Raw genomic sequence first — 19,460 nt, 5'->3', positions numbered from 1 at the left:
GCACTTGCGTTCGTGGCCGTGGTGTATGGCGGACGCGGCCCGGGGCCGGGCCTGCGTGCTCCTCGCGCTCGTGCCCGGCTGCGGGCTCGGCAAGCGCGTCTCGGGGTTCGGTTGGCTCCCCGGCGCGGCCTGGTGGCGCGGCTCGGAGCGGTGTGTCCGCCATCTGTCGCCGGTGTCGGTAACCGGGTGCCGACGGGTGCGGTAGGGCGCGTGCGAAAGGCTCTTGCGCACTTCCATACTCCTCGCCGGCCGGGGAAAGGCACCCCGGCACGATCGGGCAGTCGACGCTGACGCTCCCTCGTTCACCCTGGCGTCCTTGGCGCCGGCGACGGTTGTTGTCATGGTTTGCCGCGGAGCACGCCGCGCGCCGGCCGCGAGGGGAGGCGCGCGGGCTCGCCGCGCGCGGCCTTGCAGCAGCACGCCTGTTTCCGCGGCGGGCGCGGCAGACTGCGGTGAGGCTGCGCGCGATGGCCGCTCCTGGCAACCACTGACGGAGATTCTATCCTGCCGCTTGCCTGCTGGATATGCCGTCTTCGGGCACGGAGCGGAAGAGCGGTGTCACTCTCGCGGTATGCTCCTCGCCGGCTTGCAACGCACGGCCGCGGGTGAATAGTCCCGGGCGGAGCCGGTGTCCCGCAGGAGCGATAACCTGTCGGCCATGACCATCGGCCGTGGCAAGGGAATCCGCATGCGATCACAGCGGGCGCTGCGCAGCGCCGGGCTCGCGCGTACCGTCCAGGCGGCTGGCGGGCAGCGGTGAGCGGGCAGAGCGGTACCGCCTCCGGTCCGTCCGGGTCCGCTGCCGAGGTCGGCACCGGTGTGGTCGACCTGCTGGGGCTGCTGGCCTACGCGCGGCTGGTCGCGTTCTTCCGGCTGGCCGGCGACGCCGAGCTGGCGCCGACCCTTGCGGGCAAGGGCTCGTTGGCCGACCTCGCCGCGGCCGAGCACGCGAACTACCGGCGGCTGCACGACCGCCTCGCCGAGCTGGGGGTCGACCCGGAGTCGGCGATGGAGCCGTTCGTCGAGCCGCTGGATGCCTGGCACGCGCGCACCGAGCCGCAGAGCTGGTTGGAGAGCCTGGTCAAGGCCTATGTCGGCGAGGGCATCGCCGGCGACTTCTACGGCCGCGTTGCCGAGTTGGCCGACGAGCGCACCCACGAGCTGATCCGCGGCACCCTCGTGGAGTCCTCGCGCGCCGAGTTCGTCGCCGCGCAGGTGCGGGCGGCCATCGGCGATGATCCGCGGTTGGCCGGCCGGTTGTCGCTGTGGGCCCGCCGGCTGGTGGGCGAGGCGCTGAGCCAGGCGCAGGTCGTCGCCGCGCGGCGGCCCGCCTTGGCGGCACTGCTCGGTGCGGGCGGACACGGCGCCGAGACCGCCGGTGCCGAGGCGGCCGAGGCCGCCGACCTGGCCCGGGTGAGCCGGATGTTCGCCGATCTCACCGAGGCCCACACCGCGCGGTTGGAGACCATGGGCCTGAGCACCTGAGCGCGGCAGCGGGCCGCCGCGCGGCGGCCCGCTGCCGACCGTGCGGGGGGTTTGCCCTGGGCGTCCGTCTTGGGAGCTTTGCAATAGGAAGTCATATTTCTTCTAATTTTCGGATATAGTCGAGCAGGTTCTTTCCCTGTCCCCGGCACTGAGGTAGCTATCCATGCGTCCTGGGTTCTTTGCCGAAGGCCCACTGGCCCGGCTGTCCCGCGAGTTCGGACTGCTCGGTCCCCTTGGCGAGGCCACGGAACCCTGGATGACCGCTGAGCTGGACCAGCACGCCGCGGCGGTGCGCGACTCCATCGGCGCCGACGGCGGAACGCTGACCAGGTTGAGCCTCACCCGCTACCTCGACGGGTTCATGGACGGCTGCCGCGAACGCGGCTGGCACTCCGGCGGCGACGGCTACGACTGGGAGACCCTGCGCGTGTTGGCGGTCTGCCGGTTGGCGAAGGAACACGGTTTCGTCCGCTAGGTTTGATCCCAGCCGCGGCGGGGGGCCGGTCGGCGCGCCTGCGGTGATCTGCGAAGTCCCCCCGCGAACGTGGTGACTGCGCGTAAGCTTGGCCCGATCCGGGGTGGCCCCGCAGCTCGCGGCAGCGGCGCACCGGCGCGTTGGCGCCCCGGAGCCCGGTGTTGGGACGCGGGCCCGCACGAAACCCGCAAGGGACCGCACTCTGGGACGAGTATGCGCGGTGCTGCGGCACCGCAAGAAAGGAAGAGCGCATGAGGAGCGGCCGACACGGTGCGGCTCGACCGCCGATCGGCGTCCTGGTTCAGCAGGACCGCGTCGACTTCTTGTTGTTCATCTCGATCATGGTGGTCGCACTGGCGGTCATGGTGCTCATCGGCATCGGCTGGGCGGCCGTGGCGTTCTGGGTTTCGGTGATCCCGCTGATCGTCGGCGGAGTGCTCATCGTCCGGCGCATCCTGCGCCTTTCCCGCGAGGAGCTCGGCAACGACGAACTGCTCTGAGCGCGCCGGCGCCGAGCGGGCGGCATCGGCGGAGCGCGGCTTCGTGCGCTAGCGGACAGTACAAGGGCGGGACCGCTCGGCGGCCCCGCCCCTGCTTATGCCCTCCAGCGGTCGACCAAGGCGGGTACGGTCGCGGCCGGCGCCGCGCACCGCGGTAAGCCTGGCGGGCCTACCTCTCTGGCGGACGTGGCGACTGCTCGCCGCCGGGGCTGCTGCCGGTTGCGGCCGCTCCGCCCGCCGATGCGGTTCCCCGGGAGCTGGGCTCGCGCGGTGCCTGCGGCGGCGCGCCCGCACCCTGGTCCATGGCGTCGGAACGCCCGGCGCGGTAGTTGGCGTCCTCGCGCAGCCGACCGGTTTCGCGTTCGGCGGTATCGAGCCAGCCTTCCCAGCGCTGCTGCATCGGCCGGACCAGGCCGCCGCCGACTCCGACGATCAGGATGCCCGCGACCGTGGCGAGCACGGCGATCAGTACGGGCCGCGTGACGGTGGTGGCGACGTTCATCTGGTTCAGCGCCGCGATGATACCGAGCGCCATGATGAAGGCGCCGGCGATGTTGCCCAGCAGGCGGCCGTAGTTGAAGCCGGCCAGGGCATTGGAGATGATGTCGCGCGCGGCTTTGGCGATCATGCCGGCCACCACGACGATGACCAGCGCGATGATGGCGAGCGGGATCCAGCTCACAACGTCGTTCAGCAGTTGGGTGATCGGGTTGTTGGCCCCGAAGACGCTGAAGGCGAGCTGCAGCACGATCAGCAGGCCGACGTAGTAGACGATCTTTCCGGACAGTTCGCTGGCACTGTAGCGGCTGCGCTGGAAGTACTCACCCACGCCGCTGCGGTCGAGGCCGCGGTCGAGACCGGCCTTGGCCAGGCCTTTGCCCACCAGGCGGCCGATGATCTTGGCAACGATCCAGCCGAGGACCAGGATCACCAGGAATGCCGCCAGCAGTGGAACGAATGAGGCGACGGCGCTCCAGGCGTCCGTTAATCCCTGTTGGATGTTCATGCGTTTCACCCCCATGGCGCCCCGCCGGTACCCGGGTTCCGTCCCGCGTCCGCCCGGCGAAACCGAGACGAATCATTCTCACCTCGGCGATTACCCGCTAACGGACGTACCGAATCACCGAAAAGTTACGGTTGGATACGTAAAGTAACTTTTGACTGGAGGCTGGTGTGCGCATGGTGAACCGATGCAGCCGAAACCGGAGCCCGGCTCCGCTGTAGTCGCGGTCAGCCGCGGGTGAGGTCCCAACCGCTGATACCGCGCCAGGCCAGCCGCGCGATGAGCTGTTCGGCGGCCTCCTGCGGGATGGTGCCGAAGTTGCTCAGCCAGTACCGGGCGCTGGTCTCGGCCATGCCGACCAGCCCGATACTCAGCAAGTGCGCCTCTTCGTCGGAGATGCTGGTGTCCTGCCGGATGACATCGCTGATCAGTTCGGCGCAGCGCTGCAGGGTCTGCTCGGTCTTGTCGCGCACCGCGGCGACATTGCGCAGGTCCGACTCGAAGACCAGCCGGAACGCCTCGCCCTCGCCGGCGACGAAATCGAAGTAGGCCTGGAAACTGGCGGTAACCCGCTGGCGGTTGTCGTCGGTGCTTTCGAGCGCCTCGCGCTGTTTCTCGATCAGCGCCTCGGAGTGCTGTTCGAGCAGCGCCAGATACAGTTCCAGCTTGCCGGGGAAATGCTGGTAGAGCACGGGCTTGCTGACACCGGCGCGCTCGGCGATCTCGTCCATCGCGGCGGCGTGGTAGCCCTGGGCGACAAAGATCTCCTGCGCGGCTGCCAGCAACTGCCGCCGGCGCGCCAGCCGCGGCAGGCGGGTTCCCCGCGGGCGGGCGTCTGAAGGAGCTGTCACGGCAACACCCTCCGAACTCCTCGCGGCCTTAGAGGCTGCCGCGCTCGACGACCTTGCACTGCAACGCACCAGCGGATCCGGTAACAGCGGCCTCGACCCGGCGCATCCCCATTATCTTACTCGCACGTAGGTTCGCCGCCGCCAGCCCGCCCCGCAGCCCGGTCAGCGGTATTCGTCCTCGTCCAGCTCGACTTCGCGGAGCTGTTCGACGGCGTCGGCCTCGGAGACCTCGTCCTCGGCGGCCAGCCGGCCGCGCCGGGTCCAGTCGTCCTCAGCAGCGGCGACATCGGCGCGCTGCTCGCTGAGATCGGCCTCGGAAACCTCGTCCTCGGCGGCCGACCGGCCGCGCCGGGGCTGGTCGCCGCCCACTGCGGCCACATCGGCGCGCTGCTCGCTGAGATCGGCCTCGCCGCGCTCCATGGAGCGCTCGTCGTCCGGCGGCTGAGAGGTCACTGGCTGTTCCCCCGTTCGTGGTCGGGTCCCCTTTTCACCGTACTCGCCCAAGGTACTGGGCAGGGCTGAGCGCGCGGAAACGACCGGTGCCCCGCGGGGCTCGGCCCGGCCTGCGTCCACAGGCGCACCGGCCGTGCTTGCGTGCGCGCGTGCGGTTCTGGAGCATGGGCAGCACATGGACGAAAGGCGGCGCGGGCAGCAGCGGCTCCACCATACGTTCCAACCTGCGCAGCACCGCAAGCGTCGGCGACCTTGAGGAGGGAGGCCCCAGCATGGCCGATCCCAACGGGACCCTGCCGGGCGAACTCGTCGATGTGGGCGCAGACCAGCAGGTCTTCGTCCGCTCCGACCCCCCTGGCCGGCACCGCGGCCACCGCCACCGGGCCGTCTACGTCCACGGGCTCGGCGGTTCCTCCGCCAACTGGACCGACCTTATGGGCCTGCTATGCCCCGAATGGGCCGGCCAGGCGCTCGACCTTCCCGGGTTCGGCGGCTCCCCGCCGCCGCCCACCGGCGACTACAGCATTGACGCCCACGCGAGCACCGTTGCGCGCCTGATCGCGGCCGGCGACCACCCGGCCCACCTGATCGGCAACTCCATGGGCGGCGCCGCGGCCGTGCGCGTGGCCGCCGAACGCCCCGACCTCGTGCGCTCGCTGACCCTGGTCTCGCCGGCGCTGCCCGACCTCCGCCCGCGGCTGATCCCCTACCAAATGGCGGCCGCCGTCGTGTTCCCGGTGCTGGGGCCGGCCGTCTACGGGCTGATCCAGCGCCGCCCGCCCGAGGTCCGCGTGCAGGAAATGATCCACACCACCTTCTTCGACCCCTCCGCCGCATCGCCGCAGCGGGTCCTTGAAGCGCTCGAGGCCGAACGCCAACGCGACACCCAGGGCCACGCCCGCACCGCGGTACTCGAATCCCTGCGCGGCATGGTCGGCGAGTACCTGCGGCTGGGGCACCGCTCGCTGTGGGCGCAAGCCGGCCGCGTGCAGTGCCCGGTACTGCTGATGTACGCGACCGGCGACCGGTTCGTAAACCCGCACATGGCCGCCCGGGCGGCGCACGCCTTCGGCCGCAGTCGGCTGGTACTGATGCCCGAAACCGGGCATGTGCCGATGATGGAACGCCCTGAGCGGGTGGGGCGCGAAGTCCGCACGTTCCTGCGCAGCGTCGACACCCGGCGGCCGGTGCGCTCGGGCGCCGGCCCGGCGTAAAACCTCGGTCCGCAGTGGGAATGCCAAACCCCACCCCGTAGGTTGGTAATGAGTGCAAGCTCGTCACGTGCCCGTACGCCCCAGTGTCCGCCGGCGACGCCCCGGGGACGTGACACCAACGAGGAATGCTGAGGAGCTGCTGTGTCGCTGCCGCCGCTGGTCGAACCGGCCGACGAGCTCACCGTCGACGAGGTTCGCCGCTACTCCCGCCACCTGATCATCCCCGATGTGGGCATGGCCGGCCAGAAGCGCCTGAAGAACGCGAAGGTGCTGGTGGTGGGCGCCGGAGGGCTCGGCTCGCCCGCGCTGCTGTACCTGGCCGCCGCCGGTGTGGGCACATTGGGCATCATCGATTTCGACGAGGTCGACGAATCCAACCTCCAGCGCCAGGTCATCCACGGCCAGAGCGATATCGGCAAGCCCAAGGCCGAATCGGCGCGCGAGAGCATCGAGGAGATCAACCCCTACGTCAAGGTAAACCTGCACAAGGAACAACTTGACTCCGAGAACGCCCTGGAGATCTTCCGGGGCTACGACCTGGTTCTCGACGGCACGGACAACTTCGCCACCCGCTACCTGGTCAACGACGCCTGCGTGCTGCTGAACATGCCCTACGTGTGGGGCTCCATCTTCCGCTTCGACGGCCAGGTCAGCGTCTTCTGGAACGAGTACGGCCCGCAGTACCGCGACCTCTACCCCGAGCCCCCGCCGCCCGGGATGGTCCCCTCCTGCGCCGAAGGCGGCGTCCTGGGCGTGCTGTGCGCCTCGATCGGCTCGGTCATGGTCAACGAGGCCATCAAGCTCATCGCCGGCATCGGCGACCCGCTGGTGGGCCGGCTGATGATCTTCGACGCCCTGGAGATGACCTGGAAGACGGTCAAGGTCCGCAAGGACCCCGAGGGCGAGCCCATCACCGAGCTCATCGACTACGAGGCGTTCTGCGGCGCGGTCTCCGACGAAGCCGAGCAGGCCGCCGCCGACTCCACCATCACGGCCGGCGAGCTCAAGGACATGATGGACAAGGGCGAGGACTTCTACCTCGTCGACGTCCGCGAGAAAAACGAGTACGAGATCGTCAACATCCCCGGCGCCGTCCTGATCCCCAAGGGCGAGTTCCTCAACGGCGAGGCCTTCGGCAAGCTGCCGCAGGACAAGCGGCTCGTGCTGCACTGCAAGTCGGGCGCGCGCTCGGCCGAGGCACTGGCCGCGGCCAAGGGCGCCGGCTTCGGCGACGCCGTCCACGTCGGCGGTGGCGTGCTGGCCTGGGTCAACCAGGTCGACCCCAGCCTGCCGTCCTACTAGGCCCACTAGGTCCGAATCTCCGACGCCCGGCCGGGGCGGCGCAGCCAATGGCCGCCACCGGGCCGCGCCCATCGGGCGCCCGGGCAATAGCACAGGCCGCCGCGGTGCAGCACCGCGGCGGCCTGCTGCGTCTGCGGGCGGGCGCAGGTGCCGCGCGCCGGATCCGCCGTTGGCCGCCGCCGCTTCGGGGTAGCAGGCCCCGGACCGGCACCCGACGGCCACCTGGAGGTGGATGCACCATGCGGATCACCGGACGCTGGGCGGACTGGTTGGCGCTGATCACGGGCATCGCCGTGGTGATCAGCCACATCTGGCACCAAATGCTCGGATTCGACATGGTGGTGCTGTTCCTGACCGGTGTGCTCATCACGTTTCTGGCGTGCCTGTCGATCATCCACCCGGAGCTGTTCGTCGCCGAGGCCGTGCTGGTGGCGGCCGGGCTGTTCCTGATCGCCACCCCGTGGATCCTCGGCTTCGACACCTCCCTCGCCGCGGCTCTGACCTCCTGGATCGGCGGCGCGATCACCGTGCTCGCCGGCCTGGCCAACCTGCCGGCCGCCACGGCCCTGTACCGGCGCATCGTCCCGCCCCAGCCCAAGCCCACGAGCGGTTCGGCGGCCTCCTGACCCCGGTTGCGGGCTCGGTAGGCTCGGCGCATGCCGCACGCGTTCAGCCGCCCCACCGAGTACGTCGAACGCGTGCTCGATGTAGCAGAGCAGATTCCGCCCGGCCGGGTCATGAGCTATGGCGATATCGCCGAGTACCTGGGTGAGGGCGGTCCGCGCCAGGTCGGATCGGTGATGTCGGCCTGGGGCGGCGGTGTGTGCTGGTGGCGGGTCATCCGCGCGGACGGCAGCCCGCCGCCCGGCCACGAGGTCGAGGCCCTGCAGCACTACGCGGCCGAATCGACCCCGATGCGCCCGCGCGGCGACCGCGTTGACATGCGCGAGGCCCGCTGGGACGGCGCCGGCGGGGCCGTCCCCCAGCACATGGGGCAGCCGGACGACTGGATGCCGTAGCCCGTTGCCGCGCCCAGGCGGCGGCCGGTGCCGCTCAGCGCGGGTTCGCGGGTCCGGATCCCGCCGCGGCGGTGGTCACGCCTCCCGCTGCTGCGCGGCCAGGAAATGGGCGGTGTCGGCGGTGTTGGTGTAGAGCCGCCGGTAGTGCTCGTAGAACCCGTCGTAGCGGCGGGTGCGCTCGGAGTCCGGCCGCACGATCGCCGCCACGGGGTTCCACGTCCGCGCGTCCTCGGCCGCACCGACGGCGCGGGCGGCCAGGAACGCGTCGCCCAGGCACGCACCGATCGTCTCGGCCGGGACCTGCTGCTCGCGGCCGGTGACGTCGGAGACGATCTGCGGCCACAGCGCCCCGCGGGTGCCGCCGCCCACTGCGACGAGGGTTTCGGGCTCCCCGCCGGCGGCGCGCATCGCCTCCAGGTTGTGCCGCACGCCGTAGGCCGTGGCCTCCAAGGCCGCGCGGTACAGCTCGGCGCGCCCGTGCCCGGTGGTCAGGCCCAGGACCGCGCCGCGGGCGTCGGCGTCGAACAGCGGAGTCCGCTCGCCCGCGAAGTAGGGCAGCATCAGCAGGCCGCGGCTGCCCGCGGGGACCGCGGCCGCCTCCTCCACCAGTTCGGCGAAGTCTCCGCCGACCAGGCCGCGCAGCCAGTCCGTGATCGCGCCCGAGGTGGCCATGCCCGCTGCAAGGGTCGTGGTGCCGGGGAACGCGCCGCGGGTGGTCCACAGCCCCGGTGCGTGCCGCGCCTCGTTGAGCACCTGCACGAGGAACATGGTCGTGCCGTACATGACCATGGTGTCGCCCGGCCGGTACACGCCCGCGCTGGCCGCCTCGGCCCAGGCGTCGATGGTGCCGGCGGTGACCGGCAGCCCTGCCGGAAGCCCGGTGGCGCGGGCCGCCTCGGCGGTGACGGTGCCGGCGGCCTCGGTCGGCCAGCGCAGGTCGGGCAGCGGCAGGCCCGGGGCGACCGCCTCGGCCCAGTCGCGCGCCCAGGTGCCGGTGTTCATGTCGTAGAGCGGGTCGCACTGGCTTGCGGAGTGGTGGTCGAGCACGTAGGCGCCGGTGAGGCGGTGTACCAGAAACGAGCTCGCCATCAGCCACATACGGGTGCGGGCGTAGACCTCGGGCTCGTTGCGCGCCAGCCAGCGCAGCTTGGGGCCGACGGCCTGGGAGGTCAGCGGGCTGCCGCCGCGGGCGAGGATCGCCTCGGCGCCGAACTCGCCGGTGAGGTCGGCGATTTCCGCAGTGGCCCGGGTGTCGACGCCGTAGAGGATGGCCGGGCGCAGCGGCGTGCCGCTGCCGTCGGCCGGCAGCAGGCAGGGGCCGATGCCGCTGACACCCAGCCCGGCGAGCGGGCGGCCTTCGGCGGCCTGCACCAGTGTCCGGGTGATCTCGACGAACCCGTCCCACCAGTCGGTCTCGGCGTCGTGCTCCACGTGGCCGGGCGCGGGGATGCTGACCCGGTGCCCGCGGGTGGCCTTGGCCAGGACCCGCCCGTCAGGAGTGGCCAGCGCCCCCTTGGAGCCGGAGGTGCCGATGTCCACTCCGAGGAGGAGACCGGTTGCGGTGCTCATTCGTCGACCGTCCTCATGTCCGCGCCTTTCCGTTTTCCCGGCTGCCCGCTGCCTGCCTGTCCGCTTGCCTGCTCGCCGGCGCGCCCGGCCGCCCGCTCGCTTGCCCGCCCGGAGCCTGCGCGCCGGACCGCGTGTGTGCCCGCCTCAGCCGCGGGTGAACTCGTCCAGAGTGATCCCCAGCAGCTCGGCCACCGCCCGCAGCTCGGCGCGGTGGTCGCCCGGCACGGCGTGCAGGTGGTTCGCGCCGAAGCGGGAGAGGAAGTCGCCGGCGTGGGCATCCAGCTTGGCGAAGGCGTGCGGCCACTCCGGGGTGGAGCGGTTCATCAGCTCCTCGTTGGTGGCGCGGTCGAAGGACTGGAGGTCGCCGAGCATCAACTGGAGCCGGTACTCGCCGTCCTTGCGGGTCAGGCGGGCCAGGGTCATTTCGCCGGGGGCCGCGATGTGGTGGACCGAGGCGCCGCCGGCCGGGAAGAAGAACACCTCGGGGTAGAGGTGGACGCCGGCCAGGTTCTCGGCGGGGTCGTCGCTGCGCGCCGCGAACCAGGTGGCGTGCTGCCCGGAGTTGCACAGGTCCCAGGTGTCCAGGTCCGCGTGGTAGTGGCGGACGTCGGCGAAGAGCACCGGGGTGTCGGCGACGTGCTTGAGGAGCTGCATGGTCAGCGCGCCGTCCATGTCGGCCTCGGTCGCGCAGACGTGGGTCGCCTTGGGACCGCGCCAGTCGTAGGGGTCGTTGAGCAGTGCCTCGGCGATGTCCATCGTGGCGAAGTGCCCCGTCAGCTCCGGCTGGCCCTTGATGCCGGAGAAGTCGAGGTTCCACTCGTCGATCAGCTCGCGCATGGCCAGGTAGGAGCCGATCTGGCGCTCCAGCAGCGCGGGGGTGAGCTTGTCGCCGTCGTAGTGCACCGTGGCGTGGCGCTCCAGCCATTCGCGGCCGGCCTTGAGCTCGGCCGGGTCGGCGGCCGCGGCGCGCCGCACGATCTCCCACTGGTCGATCTCCTCGACGTCGATGCCGAAGAGCCGCTGCCACTGGTCGGTGTTGGCAACCGCGGTGTTCATGCCCATGGGGCGGCCGCCGATGCGCCCGAACGTGGAGCCGCGCAGCCGCCGCACCGCGGCGGCGGCCACCGCCCGCTGCGAGATCCCGGCGGCCAGCTCGGGGTCGGCGGTATCGCCCCACAGCCGGGTGTGGGCGCGGCCGATCTGGTCGAGCGCGCCGCCGGCGGCCAGCATGCCGACCATGCCCGGCTGGACCGGGTCGGTGTTGGACATCAGGACAAGCGGCGTGGTCAGGGCGTCGGCGGCGAGCATGGTGAAGTGCGGAAACGCCCAGACCGAGTAGTGCAGCACGGTGATGTCGGCCCCAGCGGCGGCGACCTCGGCCGCCACCGAACGGGCGAGGGTGTTCGTGCTGACCGCCGCGGATCCGCGGACGACCTCGTGCCCGGCGGCGCGCAGCCCCTCGGCCAGGCGGGCCTCGTTCGCGGCGACGAACTCGGCGACGTCGGCATGCACATGCTCGCGACCGTCGGAGATGCTGATGACGCCAATGCGGGCCACGGTGCCTCCCTTGCGTTGGCGGAGTCCGCCCGCGGTGCGCGGCAGCCCTCGGCGGGCGCGCTGAGCGATACCCCACGTAAGAAATCGATTTCTGAGACGCTATTGTGGGAGCCTGCGTTAGTCAATACTTGGGTCGGCCCGCCGGCCGCGGGACCGTGGACCGCGGCCGGCGGCCTCCACCAACAGGGCTGCAGGGCGACAGGGCAACGGAGGCGGCGATGGCGACCATCAGCGACGTGGCAGCGCGGGCTGGGGTGTCGGTGGCCACGGCATCGCGCGCGCTCAACGGCAAGGCGACGGTCGATCCCGCCATGGTGGCGCGGGTGCTGGCGGCGGCCCAGGAGCTCGACTACCGGCCCAACGCCCTGGCGCGCAACCTGCGGCGCCAGGCGACGAACGTCATCGCCCTGGTCATCTCCGATGTGGAGAACCCGTTTTTCACCGCGATCGCGCGCGGCGTCGAGGACGTGGCCCAGGCCGGCGGCTACTCGGTCCTGCTCTGCAACTCCGACGAAAGTGCCGAGAAGGAGCGCGAGTACATCCGCGTGGCAATACAGGACCGCGTCGCCGGGGTGATCATCTCCAGCACGGGCGACGACGGGAACATGGAGCTGCTGCGCGCCAGCGGCATGCCGATGGCCGCGGTCGACCGCCCCGCTCCGGGCGAACCCAGCGACACCGTGCTCGTCGACACCCGCCAGGCCGCCGGCGAGGCCACCCGCCACCTGCTGTCCCAGGGCTACAGCCGGGTCAGCTGCATCACCGGGCCGGCCGGGATCCGCACCGCCGACGACCGCCTGGCCGGCTACCGCGAGGCATTGCGCGCAGCCGGCGCCCGCGGCTCGCCGCGCCTGGTGCGGCGGGCGCCGTTCAAGCAGGAGGGCGCCGCGGCTGCGGCGCGCCAGCTGCTGGACCGCCCGGAGCGCCCCGATGCGGTACTGGTCGCCAACAGCGCCATGGCGACCGGGGTGCTGCACACCATGCTCGAACTGGGGCTGCGGCCGGGCAGCGACGTGGGCGTGGTCGCCTTCGACGAGGCGCCGTGGGCGACGCTGGTCGACCCGCCGCTCTCGGTGGTCTCCCAGCCGGCCTACGACGTCGGCACGACTGCGGCCCACCTGCTGCTGGCGCGCATCGCCGACACCTCGCGGGCACCCAACACCACGGTGCTGCAAGCCAAGCTCGTCGAGCGGGGCAGTTCCCGCAAGGAACGCCGGGAGAGCCGGGCGGGCAAGGAGTAGGAGCCGGGGCGTAGCCCGCCCCGCCGCGGGCCGGCGGATAGCGGCCGAGCGCCTTCCGGGGCGGGCCGGCGCCGGCCCGCCCCGGAAGGCGTCTGGGAAAGGCGCCGCGGCGGACGGGTCCGGGGCGCCTGCCGGGTTATCAGAGCCCGCGGACCAGCCGATCGTCCACCGGCGGCAGGGTGAAGGGCCGGTGCGGCAGCGTCTGGTACCAGTAGGCCACCGAGGACACGTCGTCGCTGCGCTTGTTCGCGTGGCCGTGTTCGATGGTCACCCGGATGGAGCGCTGGAAGACGACCGGGTCCTCCACGTGGAAGCGGTACAGCGATATCTGGCCGCTCCAGTTCGGCCCGCCCGGAAGCGTGATGCCGTGGTACGGGGCGCTGTAGCTCTGGGTCGGGCACCAGGCGGTGTTGAAGTAGTCCTCGGTGCCCGTGCCGTGCAGCGACGGGGGGAACGACTCGCCGTCGATGAAGATCATGTCGTCGCCTTCTCCGTACCAGTTCCACTGCCCGGTCGCGCGCAGGTTGTGGATGTTGAGCACGCAGCCGACATAGTGCCCGTGGCCCTCGGCCTCCAGCACGGTGTAGTTGCCGTCCCCGTCGAGGTTGGTGCCCTCCAACTGGAACCCGCGGTTGGTGGCGCCCTGCTCGCTCTGCCCGTCGGTGGGGTTCTCCCGCCGCCATTGGGCGTGGAAGTAGCCCAGGTCCTCCTCGGCCTGATCATGCAGTTCGTAGTCGATGTAGTAGTAGAAGAAGACGGGGGAGGACTCCAGTTCGCTGATCACCTCCACCCGCGCATGCTCGGCAAAGGGCATGGCGAACCAGCAGTTGAAGCCCTTGCCGTCCTCGGGGCTCATCTGCAGCGGGGCCGAGACGAAGTTGGCGGTGCGGCCGTGCCCCACGCCGAAGAAGTCGCCCAGCGGCACCAGCACGCTGGGGTGCTCGGCGCTGTCCCAGGTGATGCGCAGCACCAGCCGGCGCAGGAAGTCCGGCTCGGTGGCGTCGGGCGGTTCCTCGGGCGGTAGGGCGACCGTGCACCAGATGTGGGTGATGGCGCCCGGACCGTCCAGGTCGGCGATCCGGGCGATCTCGCCCGGCCGCAGGGTGAGGCGGTCGTCGTTGCCGCCGCTGCGGTCCCAGCTCGACGCGCGGCCGCGCCGCTGCCGGCGGAGCCGCGGCAGATCGCGCAGGCTGCTGCCGTGGTGCCCGTAGTTCGCCGGACCGGTCATGCTGCAACTCCCGTCCTGGTAGAAAACGATTTCTGCAACATAGTCATCCGGTGTGACACAGGTCAAGATCGGGTGTGCGGACGCGCTTTCGCGGTCCGGATTCCGTGCCGGGATACCTGCTCGGTGGCTCCCGGTCGGTCACGGGTATGCTGCGGATCACATTCACGCCTTGACACCTGTCGGCTGTGAACTTAACTTTTCCGGAAATCGATTACTCAGGCGGCTGCGTATCCCGCCCTCTTGCCACCTACCCTGCCATCACCAGCGGAGGTTCCCATGAGTTCCCCGCACGACGGGCCGGCGCCCGGCCGGACACCGGCCGCTGCGCGAGCCGGCGGCTCGCTGACGCGGCGCGGACTACTGCGCCGCGGCCTCACCCTCGGAGCGGCGGCCGCGGCCGGCCCGACCCTGCTGTCGGCCTGCGGCACATCGGCCAACGCCGGAGGTTCCGCAGCGCTGCGGTTCTGGAACTACCAGGCCCCGGCTCCGCAGCAGGACGCGTTCGCCCAAGCGCAGAGCGACTGGTACCTGGACATCATCGACGCCTGGAACGCCGAGCACGCGCCCAAGATCAAGTCCGTGTACATCCCCAACCCGGTCTACGTCAACGGCGCCAAGCTGCCCACGGCCTTCGCCGCCGAGGCCGGCCCCGACATCTTCGTGGTCAGCCCCGGCGACTTCCTGCGCTACTCCAACGGCGGGGTGCTCCAGGACCTCACCCCGCACCTCAGCCAGGAGGCCATCGACGACTTCACACCGGGCACCCTGGACACCCGCACGGTCGACGGCAGGATCTACGCGCTGCCCTTCGAGGTGGAGCCGCTGGCCATGTTCTACTCCGTGGCCGCGTGGGAGGCGGCGGGCCTGTCCGAGGCCGACATCCCCGAGACCTGGGACCAGCTGCTCGACGTCGGCGACAAACTCGTCTCGGCAGGCCAGGCGGGCACCGTCTTCGAAACCCGGCCGGGCTACTACCAGAACTTCACCTGGTACCCGTTCCTCTGGTCGGCCGGCGGCGAGGTCACCACCCCCGGTGGCAACAGCGCCTTCGACTCCGAAGCGGCGGTCAAGGCCCTGTCGCTGTGGCAGACCGCGGTGCGGACGGGAATCTCCCCGCGCACCATGCCCGCTGCCGCCGACGCCATCGCGGGCTTTTCCCAGGGGCTGTGCTCCATGTGGCACCGCGGGATCTGGACGGTGAAGGAACTCGACGACGCCGTGCCCGACTTCGAGTACGGGGTCTTCCGCACGCCCCACCCCGAGGGCGGCCGGTACACGACCGGGCTCGGCGGCTGGGCCTTCGCCGCCAACGCCCAGGGCAAGGACCCCGAGGCCGCGGCAGAGTTCTGCGCGTTCGCGCTCGGCTCCATGCGCGAGCAGAGCGTGCAGTGGGTGCTGGACTGGTCCACCAAGGTCAAGACCGACATCCCGCCGCGCAAGTCAGCGCTGGCGCGCGCCGACGAGCAGAACATGTGGGACACCCCGCAGATGCGGGCGTTCCGCCACGACATCTACCCCGGAGGCCGCGCCGAGCCGCGGTACCCGCCGGTGATCTACAAAGCGGTCTCCGACGCGATCCAGAGCACCATGCTGGCCGGCGCCGACCCGCGCGAGCAGGTCGAGATCGCCGAGCAGGCCATCGACGCCTACGCCCGGACCTACGAGGGCGGGAGGATGTTGTGAGCACGCATGTACAGGCCGCGGACACGGCCGGCCCTGCGGCGGCGCCCGCCCGCACCGGCCGGACGGCTCGGCGCGACGACCGGCGCAACCGGCGCTCGAACAGCGCCGGTGCCCGCCAGCGCGCCGAGCGGCGGGCGGCGGCGCTGTTCCTGGCCCCCGACCTGATCGGCCTCACCGTCTTCCTGGCGCTGCCCATGGCCGCCACCTTCGTCCTGGCGTTCTTCCGGGTCAGCGGATTCGGCGAGTACGAGTTCATCGGCCTGGAGAACTTCCGCCGCATGCTCGGCGACCCCATGTTCTTCCGCAGCCTCGGCACGACGCTGATCTACGTGTTCGTGCTCGTGCCGGTGACCTTCGCGGTGAGCCTGGGCCTGGCGCTGCTGGTGAAGAAGCAGATCCCGTTCATCGGCGTGTTCCGGGCGGCGTTCTTCCTGCCGTACTCGATCAGCGTGGTCGTGGTCGGCCTGGTGTGGGAGTTCCTGCTGGCCGACGGCTCAGGGGTGGTCAACAAGGTCCTGGAATCGATGGGCGTGCAGCCGCCGTCGTGGCTCGGCGACCCTTCCTACGCCCTGGGCACGGTCATCGTGGTCGGGGTGTGGTTCTGGATGGGCTACTACATGATCATCCTGCTGGCCGGGCTGCAGGACATCCCCAAGGACTACTACGACGCCGCGCGCTTGGACGGCGCGGGCGCGCTGGCGTGCTTCCGCCACGTGACCTGGCCGCTGCTGCGGCCCACCACGTTCTTCGTGCTGCTGATGGCGACGGTCGCGGCGCTCACCGGCGGATTCGAGCTGATCCTCGTGCTGACCTCGGGCGGACCGGCCAACGCCACCTCGATCCTGGTCTTCTACATCTACCAGCAGGCGTTCACCTTCGGCGAGTTCGGCTACGCCTCGGCGCTTGCATCGGTCCTGGTGGTGGCGCTGCTCGCCTGGTCGCTCCTACTGTTCGCCGCGACCCGGGGAGGTCGATTCGACAATGGCCGCTGAAATGGCCGCCGGTACCGCGCGCACCATCCGCCCGCGGCGCGGGTCCAAGGGGACGCGGGGCCGGTTCGCCCTGCTGGCCGTCCTGGCGCTGGTCGCGCTGTTTCCCCTGTTCTGGATGGTGTCGAGTTCGTTCAAGGGCCCGGCCGAGGTCACCGGCACCGCTCCGCTGCCCGCGGATCCGACGCTGGACAACTTCGTGCACGTCTTCACCCAGGTGCCGTTCCTGCGCTACATGTTCAACAGCCTGCTGGTGGCCACCGTGGTGACCGTGGTGTCGCTGTTCTTCCACTCCATGGCGGCCTACGCACTGGCGCGGCTGCGGTTCCCGGGGCGCGAGGCGGTGTTCGTGTTCGTGTTCTCCACCCTGCTGATCACCGTCCCGGCGATCCTGGTCCCGCTGTTCCTCGTGGTGCGCGAACTCGGGCTGCTGGACAGCTACGCGGGACTGATCGTGCCGGCGATCTTCAACGCCTTCGGGATCTTCCTGCTGCGCCAGTTCTACCTCGGCATCCCCGACGAACTGGAGGAAGCCGCACGCATGGACGGCGCCGGGTACTGGCGCATCTACTGGAGCATCATCCTGCCGCTGAGCCGCCCCATCTTTGCGGCACTGGCGGTGTTCTTCTTCCTGGCGAACTGGAACGCCTACATCTGGCCGCTCGTGGTGACCAGCGACAGCTCGCTGATCATGGTGCAGAACGGCATCGCGGGTTTCCAGGACCAGTTCGGCGCCGACTGGAACTACGTCATCGCCGCGGCCACGGTCGCGGCGGTGCCGACAATGGCGGTGTTCATGGTCTTCCAGCGCCAAATCGTCGCCTCGGTAAAAACCTCGGGCCTGAAGTAGCCCAAGCCGGCCTCCGCACGTCATTGGACGCGCGGAGGCGGCGTTAGTTGGCGGACCTCGGGCCGTGCTCGTGTTTCATTCCCCTTCAACCGGCGGTGGGCGCGGACAGCGTCCGCCGACGTGGTGGAGGCGGTGGAGAAGGGCCACCAGGTGAGTGGTTCCCTTGTTGGGACTCAAGTGAATTTTCACGGATCGAAGGAAATCTCCATGTCCGGTAAGTATCCTGGTTCTCCCTCCACGAAGCGGTTCGATGTATTTGGAGTAGAGCCAGATGGACTCCCTCTTCGCGCCAGACCTTGCCGAGGCTCCGGTCAAGCCTGCGGGCGATCGGCCAGAGAAAATGCGCGTTCTGATAACTGCAAAGGCGGCTCCCCAGCCTTCCAGTACCTATGGAGAAACCGTTTGTGTCGCCGGCCTGCGCCTTGATTTGGAACATCAGGGCTGGGTGCGGTTGTATCCGATCAATTTCCGTTCATTGGAGACCAATGAGAAGTTCAAGAAATACGATGTGATCGTCCTCGATGCGAGGCCGTCGCACTCACGCGACCCTCGTCCGGAGAGCTGGCGCCCGATACTTCCCACTATCGCTTCCGTAAAAAATTTGAATAAGTGGAAAGCGCGTTCACCTTACATCGACCACTTCATCGAAGGATCGATGTGTAAGGTCTTGGGGAACGCGAAGTCCGGCCGAAATTATCGGTCGCTGACAGCGATCCGTCCCAAAGAAATCAAGGGTATCGAGGTCGAGGCCCACCCCGGATGGACGGTCGATGAACAGAAGAAGATCGACCGCTACGTCGCGCAACCCGAGACTACCGCTGAAACTCCCCCTGCGGCACTAAAAGCTCCGCGGTTCAAGGCTTGGTACAAGTATCGGTGTGCCGACGAACGATGCAAAGGCCATCGCCAGGGAATTATCGACTGGGAGTTTGTCGCCCTGCAGATCCGGTTTCGCGGATTGGGGGACTCGGAGATGAAGGATCTCATTGAAAAAAAGTTCTTTGACGGTATGTGTTCAGCGGATAAGGATACCGTATTTTACGTAGGAAACCAGGCGAAACGGCCGCACGTATTTTCCGTGCTCGGTGTGTACTATCCATCTCTTCTAGGTAAGGGTTAGCCTGGACATGCGGCTGCGTACCGCGTTCAGTGTCACGTACCGATGGCAGCGTTTCTCGTTCGCTTCGAAGCACATAAGTGCGACCAATCGGGTGGACGCTGCGTCCGCGATGCGCTTGATCCAGTCTTCGGCATCCCCGGACAGGAGCAGCCCTGAATAAGTCTCTCGCGCAGTCTCTAGTTCAGTCGCGTTACCTGCGAACCCCGGTCGGTTCCACTTTGGGTTTCCTAGAATCGGGGCGTGGTCGTATTCGATTCCGATCGAAGCCAGGTTCTCGCGGAGCTTGGTCTTGCTGAGGCCGTGTTTGCGGGATATGGGTGTCTGTCGGATGTCAACGAGAAGTGACACCTGGGTGTGCTGAAGTTTATCCAGAAAACCGTCTATATCCAGACCCTCGTAGCCCACGCCAATGGCGCCACTAGTATCGAAAAGGGGAGTGTTCATGGCCTGGCAACCTCCATGGGAAGAGTGGTGTTTCTTTGCTACTCTACTTGAAAGATGGTCAAAAATAAAAGCGCTTCCGGTGCATCTATCCAATCAATCGGATGTCTCATCTGATGTACAAGCCTGTGGATAAAAGGGGAGGTTCGACGACTGCAGAGACGAGTTCGGATATACGGCCTTACAGAGGCGGTGAGTGGCGTCCGTGGTTCTTCTCGGCCGGGGATGGAACGGCCGCCCGACACCGTGATGAGATCCGGGCCGAGTAGGACACCGGGGGTATGGGTGCCCCGGCGGTCGTTGTTGCGGTTGAGGCGGTAAGGGCTCCGGCAGCCGCGGAGGGCCGTTGGCGGCCCGATCGCTGCCGCTCCCGCGCCGTTGTGTCGCACCGGCTCGCTACGCTCTGTGCGTCCCCACACCCCCATTACCTTTTAGTGCAGTTCCGCAAGGGAACACCCGGCCTTCGGCCCCGGCATGACT

Annotated in this window: 19 protein-coding genes; 12 read left to right on the top strand and 7 right to left on the bottom strand. The window is 69.4% G+C overall.

Annotation, left to right across the window (positions count from 1 at the left end; translation table 11 throughout):
• Window positions 1–819 precede the first annotated feature (819 nt).
• The 3 genes from ACYVD5_RS24590 (at window position 820) to ACYVD5_RS24580 (ending at window position 2,460) form a co-directional block, all read left to right on the top strand.
• Entirely contained in the window at window positions 820–1,485 is a 666-nt protein-coding gene (locus ACYVD5_RS24590) for a ferritin-like fold-containing protein (RefSeq protein WP_461003521.1), read from the top strand.
• Between the two features lie 163 nt (window positions 1,486–1,648).
• Window positions 1,649–1,960, top strand: coding sequence for a DUF6401 family natural product biosynthesis protein (locus tag ACYVD5_RS24585; protein WP_461003514.1), 312 nt, complete (start codon window positions 1,649–1,651; stop codon window positions 1,958–1,960).
• 251 nt (window positions 1,961–2,211) lie between these two features.
• The gene (locus ACYVD5_RS24580; RefSeq protein ID WP_461003513.1) at window positions 2,212–2,460 is read left to right on the top strand and encodes a hypothetical protein; all 249 of its coding nucleotides are present in this window, start codon (window positions 2,212–2,214) and stop codon (window positions 2,458–2,460) included.
• A 169-nt stretch (window positions 2,461–2,629) separates the two neighbouring features.
• On the opposite strand, the gene ACYVD5_RS24575 is transcribed toward ACYVD5_RS24580, so the two are convergent.
• From ACYVD5_RS24575 to ACYVD5_RS24565, 3 genes are all read right to left on the bottom strand, one after another.
• Window positions 2,630–3,466 (bottom strand): mechanosensitive ion channel family protein, encoded by an 837-nt coding sequence (locus ACYVD5_RS24575; protein ID WP_461003512.1) that lies wholly within the window; start codon window positions 3,464–3,466, stop codon window positions 2,630–2,632.
• 224 nt (window positions 3,467–3,690) lie between these two features.
• Window positions 3,691–4,314, bottom strand: a complete 624-nt coding sequence (locus ACYVD5_RS24570) for a TetR/AcrR family transcriptional regulator (RefSeq protein WP_461003511.1) — start codon at window positions 4,312–4,314, stop codon at window positions 3,691–3,693.
• A 162-nt stretch (window positions 4,315–4,476) separates the two neighbouring features.
• On the bottom strand, window positions 4,477–4,767 hold the full coding sequence (locus ACYVD5_RS24565) for a hypothetical protein (protein WP_461003510.1): 291 nt from the start codon (window positions 4,765–4,767) through the stop codon (window positions 4,477–4,479).
• 164 nt (window positions 4,768–4,931) lie between these two features.
• On the opposite strand from ACYVD5_RS24565, the gene ACYVD5_RS24560 reads away from it, so the two are divergent.
• From ACYVD5_RS24560 to ACYVD5_RS24545, 4 genes are all read left to right on the top strand, one after another.
• Entirely contained in the window at window positions 4,932–5,981 is a 1,050-nt protein-coding gene (locus ACYVD5_RS24560; protein WP_461003509.1) for an alpha/beta fold hydrolase, read from the top strand.
• Window positions 5,982–6,122: 141 nt separating this feature from the next.
• Complete coding sequence (moeZ, locus tag ACYVD5_RS24555) at window positions 6,123–7,283, top strand: adenylyltransferase/sulfurtransferase MoeZ (protein WP_461003508.1); 1,161 nt, start codon at window positions 6,123–6,125, stop codon at window positions 7,281–7,283.
• 239 nt (window positions 7,284–7,522) lie between these two features.
• Window positions 7,523–7,909 (top strand): SPW repeat protein, encoded by a 387-nt coding sequence (locus ACYVD5_RS24550; protein ID WP_461003507.1) that lies wholly within the window; start codon window positions 7,523–7,525, stop codon window positions 7,907–7,909.
• A gap of 30 nt (window positions 7,910–7,939) precedes the next feature.
• Window positions 7,940–8,302 carry an MGMT family protein gene (locus tag ACYVD5_RS24545; protein WP_461003506.1) on the top strand — a complete coding sequence of 121 codons (363 nt, stop codon included), beginning with the start codon at window positions 7,940–7,942 and terminating at the stop codon, window positions 8,300–8,302.
• Between the two features lie 75 nt (window positions 8,303–8,377).
• On the opposite strand, the gene ACYVD5_RS24540 is transcribed toward ACYVD5_RS24545, so the two are convergent.
• Both ACYVD5_RS24540 and ACYVD5_RS24535 read right to left on the bottom strand, forming a co-directional pair.
• Window positions 8,378–9,871 carry an FGGY-family carbohydrate kinase gene (locus tag ACYVD5_RS24540; protein ID WP_461003505.1) on the bottom strand — a complete coding sequence of 498 codons (1,494 nt, stop codon included), beginning with the start codon at window positions 9,869–9,871 and terminating at the stop codon, window positions 8,378–8,380.
• Between the two features lie 144 nt (window positions 9,872–10,015).
• The gene (locus ACYVD5_RS24535) at window positions 10,016–11,428 is read right to left on the bottom strand and encodes an L-fucose/L-arabinose isomerase family protein (protein WP_461003504.1); all 1,413 of its coding nucleotides are present in this window, start codon (window positions 11,426–11,428) and stop codon (window positions 10,016–10,018) included.
• Between the two features lie 218 nt (window positions 11,429–11,646).
• Between ACYVD5_RS24535 and ACYVD5_RS24530 the strand changes: the two genes are divergently transcribed.
• Entirely contained in the window at window positions 11,647–12,669 is a 1,023-nt protein-coding gene (locus tag ACYVD5_RS24530; protein WP_461003503.1) for a LacI family DNA-binding transcriptional regulator, read from the top strand.
• A 139-nt stretch (window positions 12,670–12,808) separates the two neighbouring features.
• On the opposite strand, the gene ACYVD5_RS24525 is transcribed toward ACYVD5_RS24530, so the two are convergent.
• Entirely contained in the window at window positions 12,809–13,897 is a 1,089-nt protein-coding gene (locus ACYVD5_RS24525) for a glycoside hydrolase family 172 protein (RefSeq protein ID WP_461003502.1), read from the bottom strand.
• 276 nt (window positions 13,898–14,173) lie between these two features.
• Here ACYVD5_RS24525 and ACYVD5_RS24520 point away from each other — a divergent pair, with 276 nt between their 5' ends.
• The 4 genes from ACYVD5_RS24520 (at window position 14,174) to ACYVD5_RS24505 (ending at window position 18,539) form a co-directional block, all read left to right on the top strand.
• Window positions 14,174–15,580, top strand: a complete 1,407-nt coding sequence (locus tag ACYVD5_RS24520; protein ID WP_461003501.1) for an ABC transporter substrate-binding protein — start codon at window positions 14,174–14,176, stop codon at window positions 15,578–15,580.
• On the top strand, window positions 15,577–16,572 hold the full coding sequence (locus tag ACYVD5_RS24515; RefSeq protein ID WP_461003500.1) for a carbohydrate ABC transporter permease: 996 nt from the start codon (window positions 15,577–15,579) through the stop codon (window positions 16,570–16,572). Before ACYVD5_RS24520 ends, ACYVD5_RS24515 begins: the two co-directional genes overlap by 4 nt.
• Before the next feature lies 1 nt (window position 16,573).
• A complete protein-coding gene (locus tag ACYVD5_RS24510) occupies window positions 16,574–17,419 on the top strand; it encodes a carbohydrate ABC transporter permease (RefSeq protein WP_461003499.1) in 846 nt (281 codons plus the stop codon).
• A gap of 271 nt (window positions 17,420–17,690) precedes the next feature.
• On the top strand, window positions 17,691–18,539 hold the full coding sequence (locus ACYVD5_RS24505; protein ID WP_461003498.1) for a hypothetical protein: 849 nt from the start codon (window positions 17,691–17,693) through the stop codon (window positions 18,537–18,539).
• Here the strand turns inward: ACYVD5_RS24505 and ACYVD5_RS24500 are convergent.
• Window positions 18,525–18,983, bottom strand: a complete 459-nt coding sequence (locus tag ACYVD5_RS24500; RefSeq protein ID WP_461003497.1) for a DUF488 domain-containing protein — start codon at window positions 18,981–18,983, stop codon at window positions 18,525–18,527. The two genes, ACYVD5_RS24505 and ACYVD5_RS24500, sit on opposite strands and share 15 nt — an antisense overlap.
• Between the last annotated feature and the right edge of the window lie 477 nt (window positions 18,984–19,460).

Source organism: Streptomonospora sediminis, assembly GCF_054778995.1.
This window is presented reverse-complemented; position numbering and strand designations above follow the sequence as displayed.

Bases quoted from the DNA above. Each gene is read 5' to 3' on its own strand.
- ACYVD5_RS24585 (WP_461003514.1), top strand. From the start codon at position 1,649: ATGCGTCCTGGGTTCTTTGCCGAAGGCCCACTGGCCCGGCTGTCCCGC.
- ACYVD5_RS24580 (WP_461003513.1), top strand. From the start codon at position 2,212: ATGAGGAGCGGCCGACACGGTGCGGCTCGACCGCCGATCGGCGTCCTG.
- ACYVD5_RS24575 (WP_461003512.1), bottom strand. From the start codon at position 3,466: ATGAACATCCAACAGGGATTAACGGACGCCTGGAGCGCCGTCGCCTCA.
- ACYVD5_RS24560 (WP_461003509.1), top strand. From the start codon at position 4,932: ATGGGCAGCACATGGACGAAAGGCGGCGCGGGCAGCAGCGGCTCCACC.
- ACYVD5_RS24550 (WP_461003507.1), top strand. From the start codon at position 7,523: ATGCGGATCACCGGACGCTGGGCGGACTGGTTGGCGCTGATCACGGGC.
- ACYVD5_RS24545 (WP_461003506.1), top strand. From the start codon at position 7,940: ATGCCGCACGCGTTCAGCCGCCCCACCGAGTACGTCGAACGCGTGCTC.
- ACYVD5_RS24540 (WP_461003505.1), bottom strand. From the start codon at position 9,871: ATGAGCACCGCAACCGGTCTCCTCCTCGGAGTGGACATCGGCACCTCC.
- ACYVD5_RS24530 (WP_461003503.1), top strand. From the start codon at position 11,647: ATGGCGACCATCAGCGACGTGGCAGCGCGGGCTGGGGTGTCGGTGGCC.
- ACYVD5_RS24525 (WP_461003502.1), bottom strand. From the start codon at position 13,897: ATGACCGGTCCGGCGAACTACGGGCACCACGGCAGCAGCCTGCGCGAT.
- ACYVD5_RS24520 (WP_461003501.1), top strand. From the start codon at position 14,174: ATGAGTTCCCCGCACGACGGGCCGGCGCCCGGCCGGACACCGGCCGCT.
- ACYVD5_RS24510 (WP_461003499.1), top strand. From the start codon at position 16,574: ATGGCCGCCGGTACCGCGCGCACCATCCGCCCGCGGCGCGGGTCCAAG.
- ACYVD5_RS24505 (WP_461003498.1), top strand. From the start codon at position 17,691: ATGGACTCCCTCTTCGCGCCAGACCTTGCCGAGGCTCCGGTCAAGCCT.
- ACYVD5_RS24500 (WP_461003497.1), bottom strand. From the start codon at position 18,983: ATGAACACTCCCCTTTTCGATACTAGTGGCGCCATTGGCGTGGGCTAC.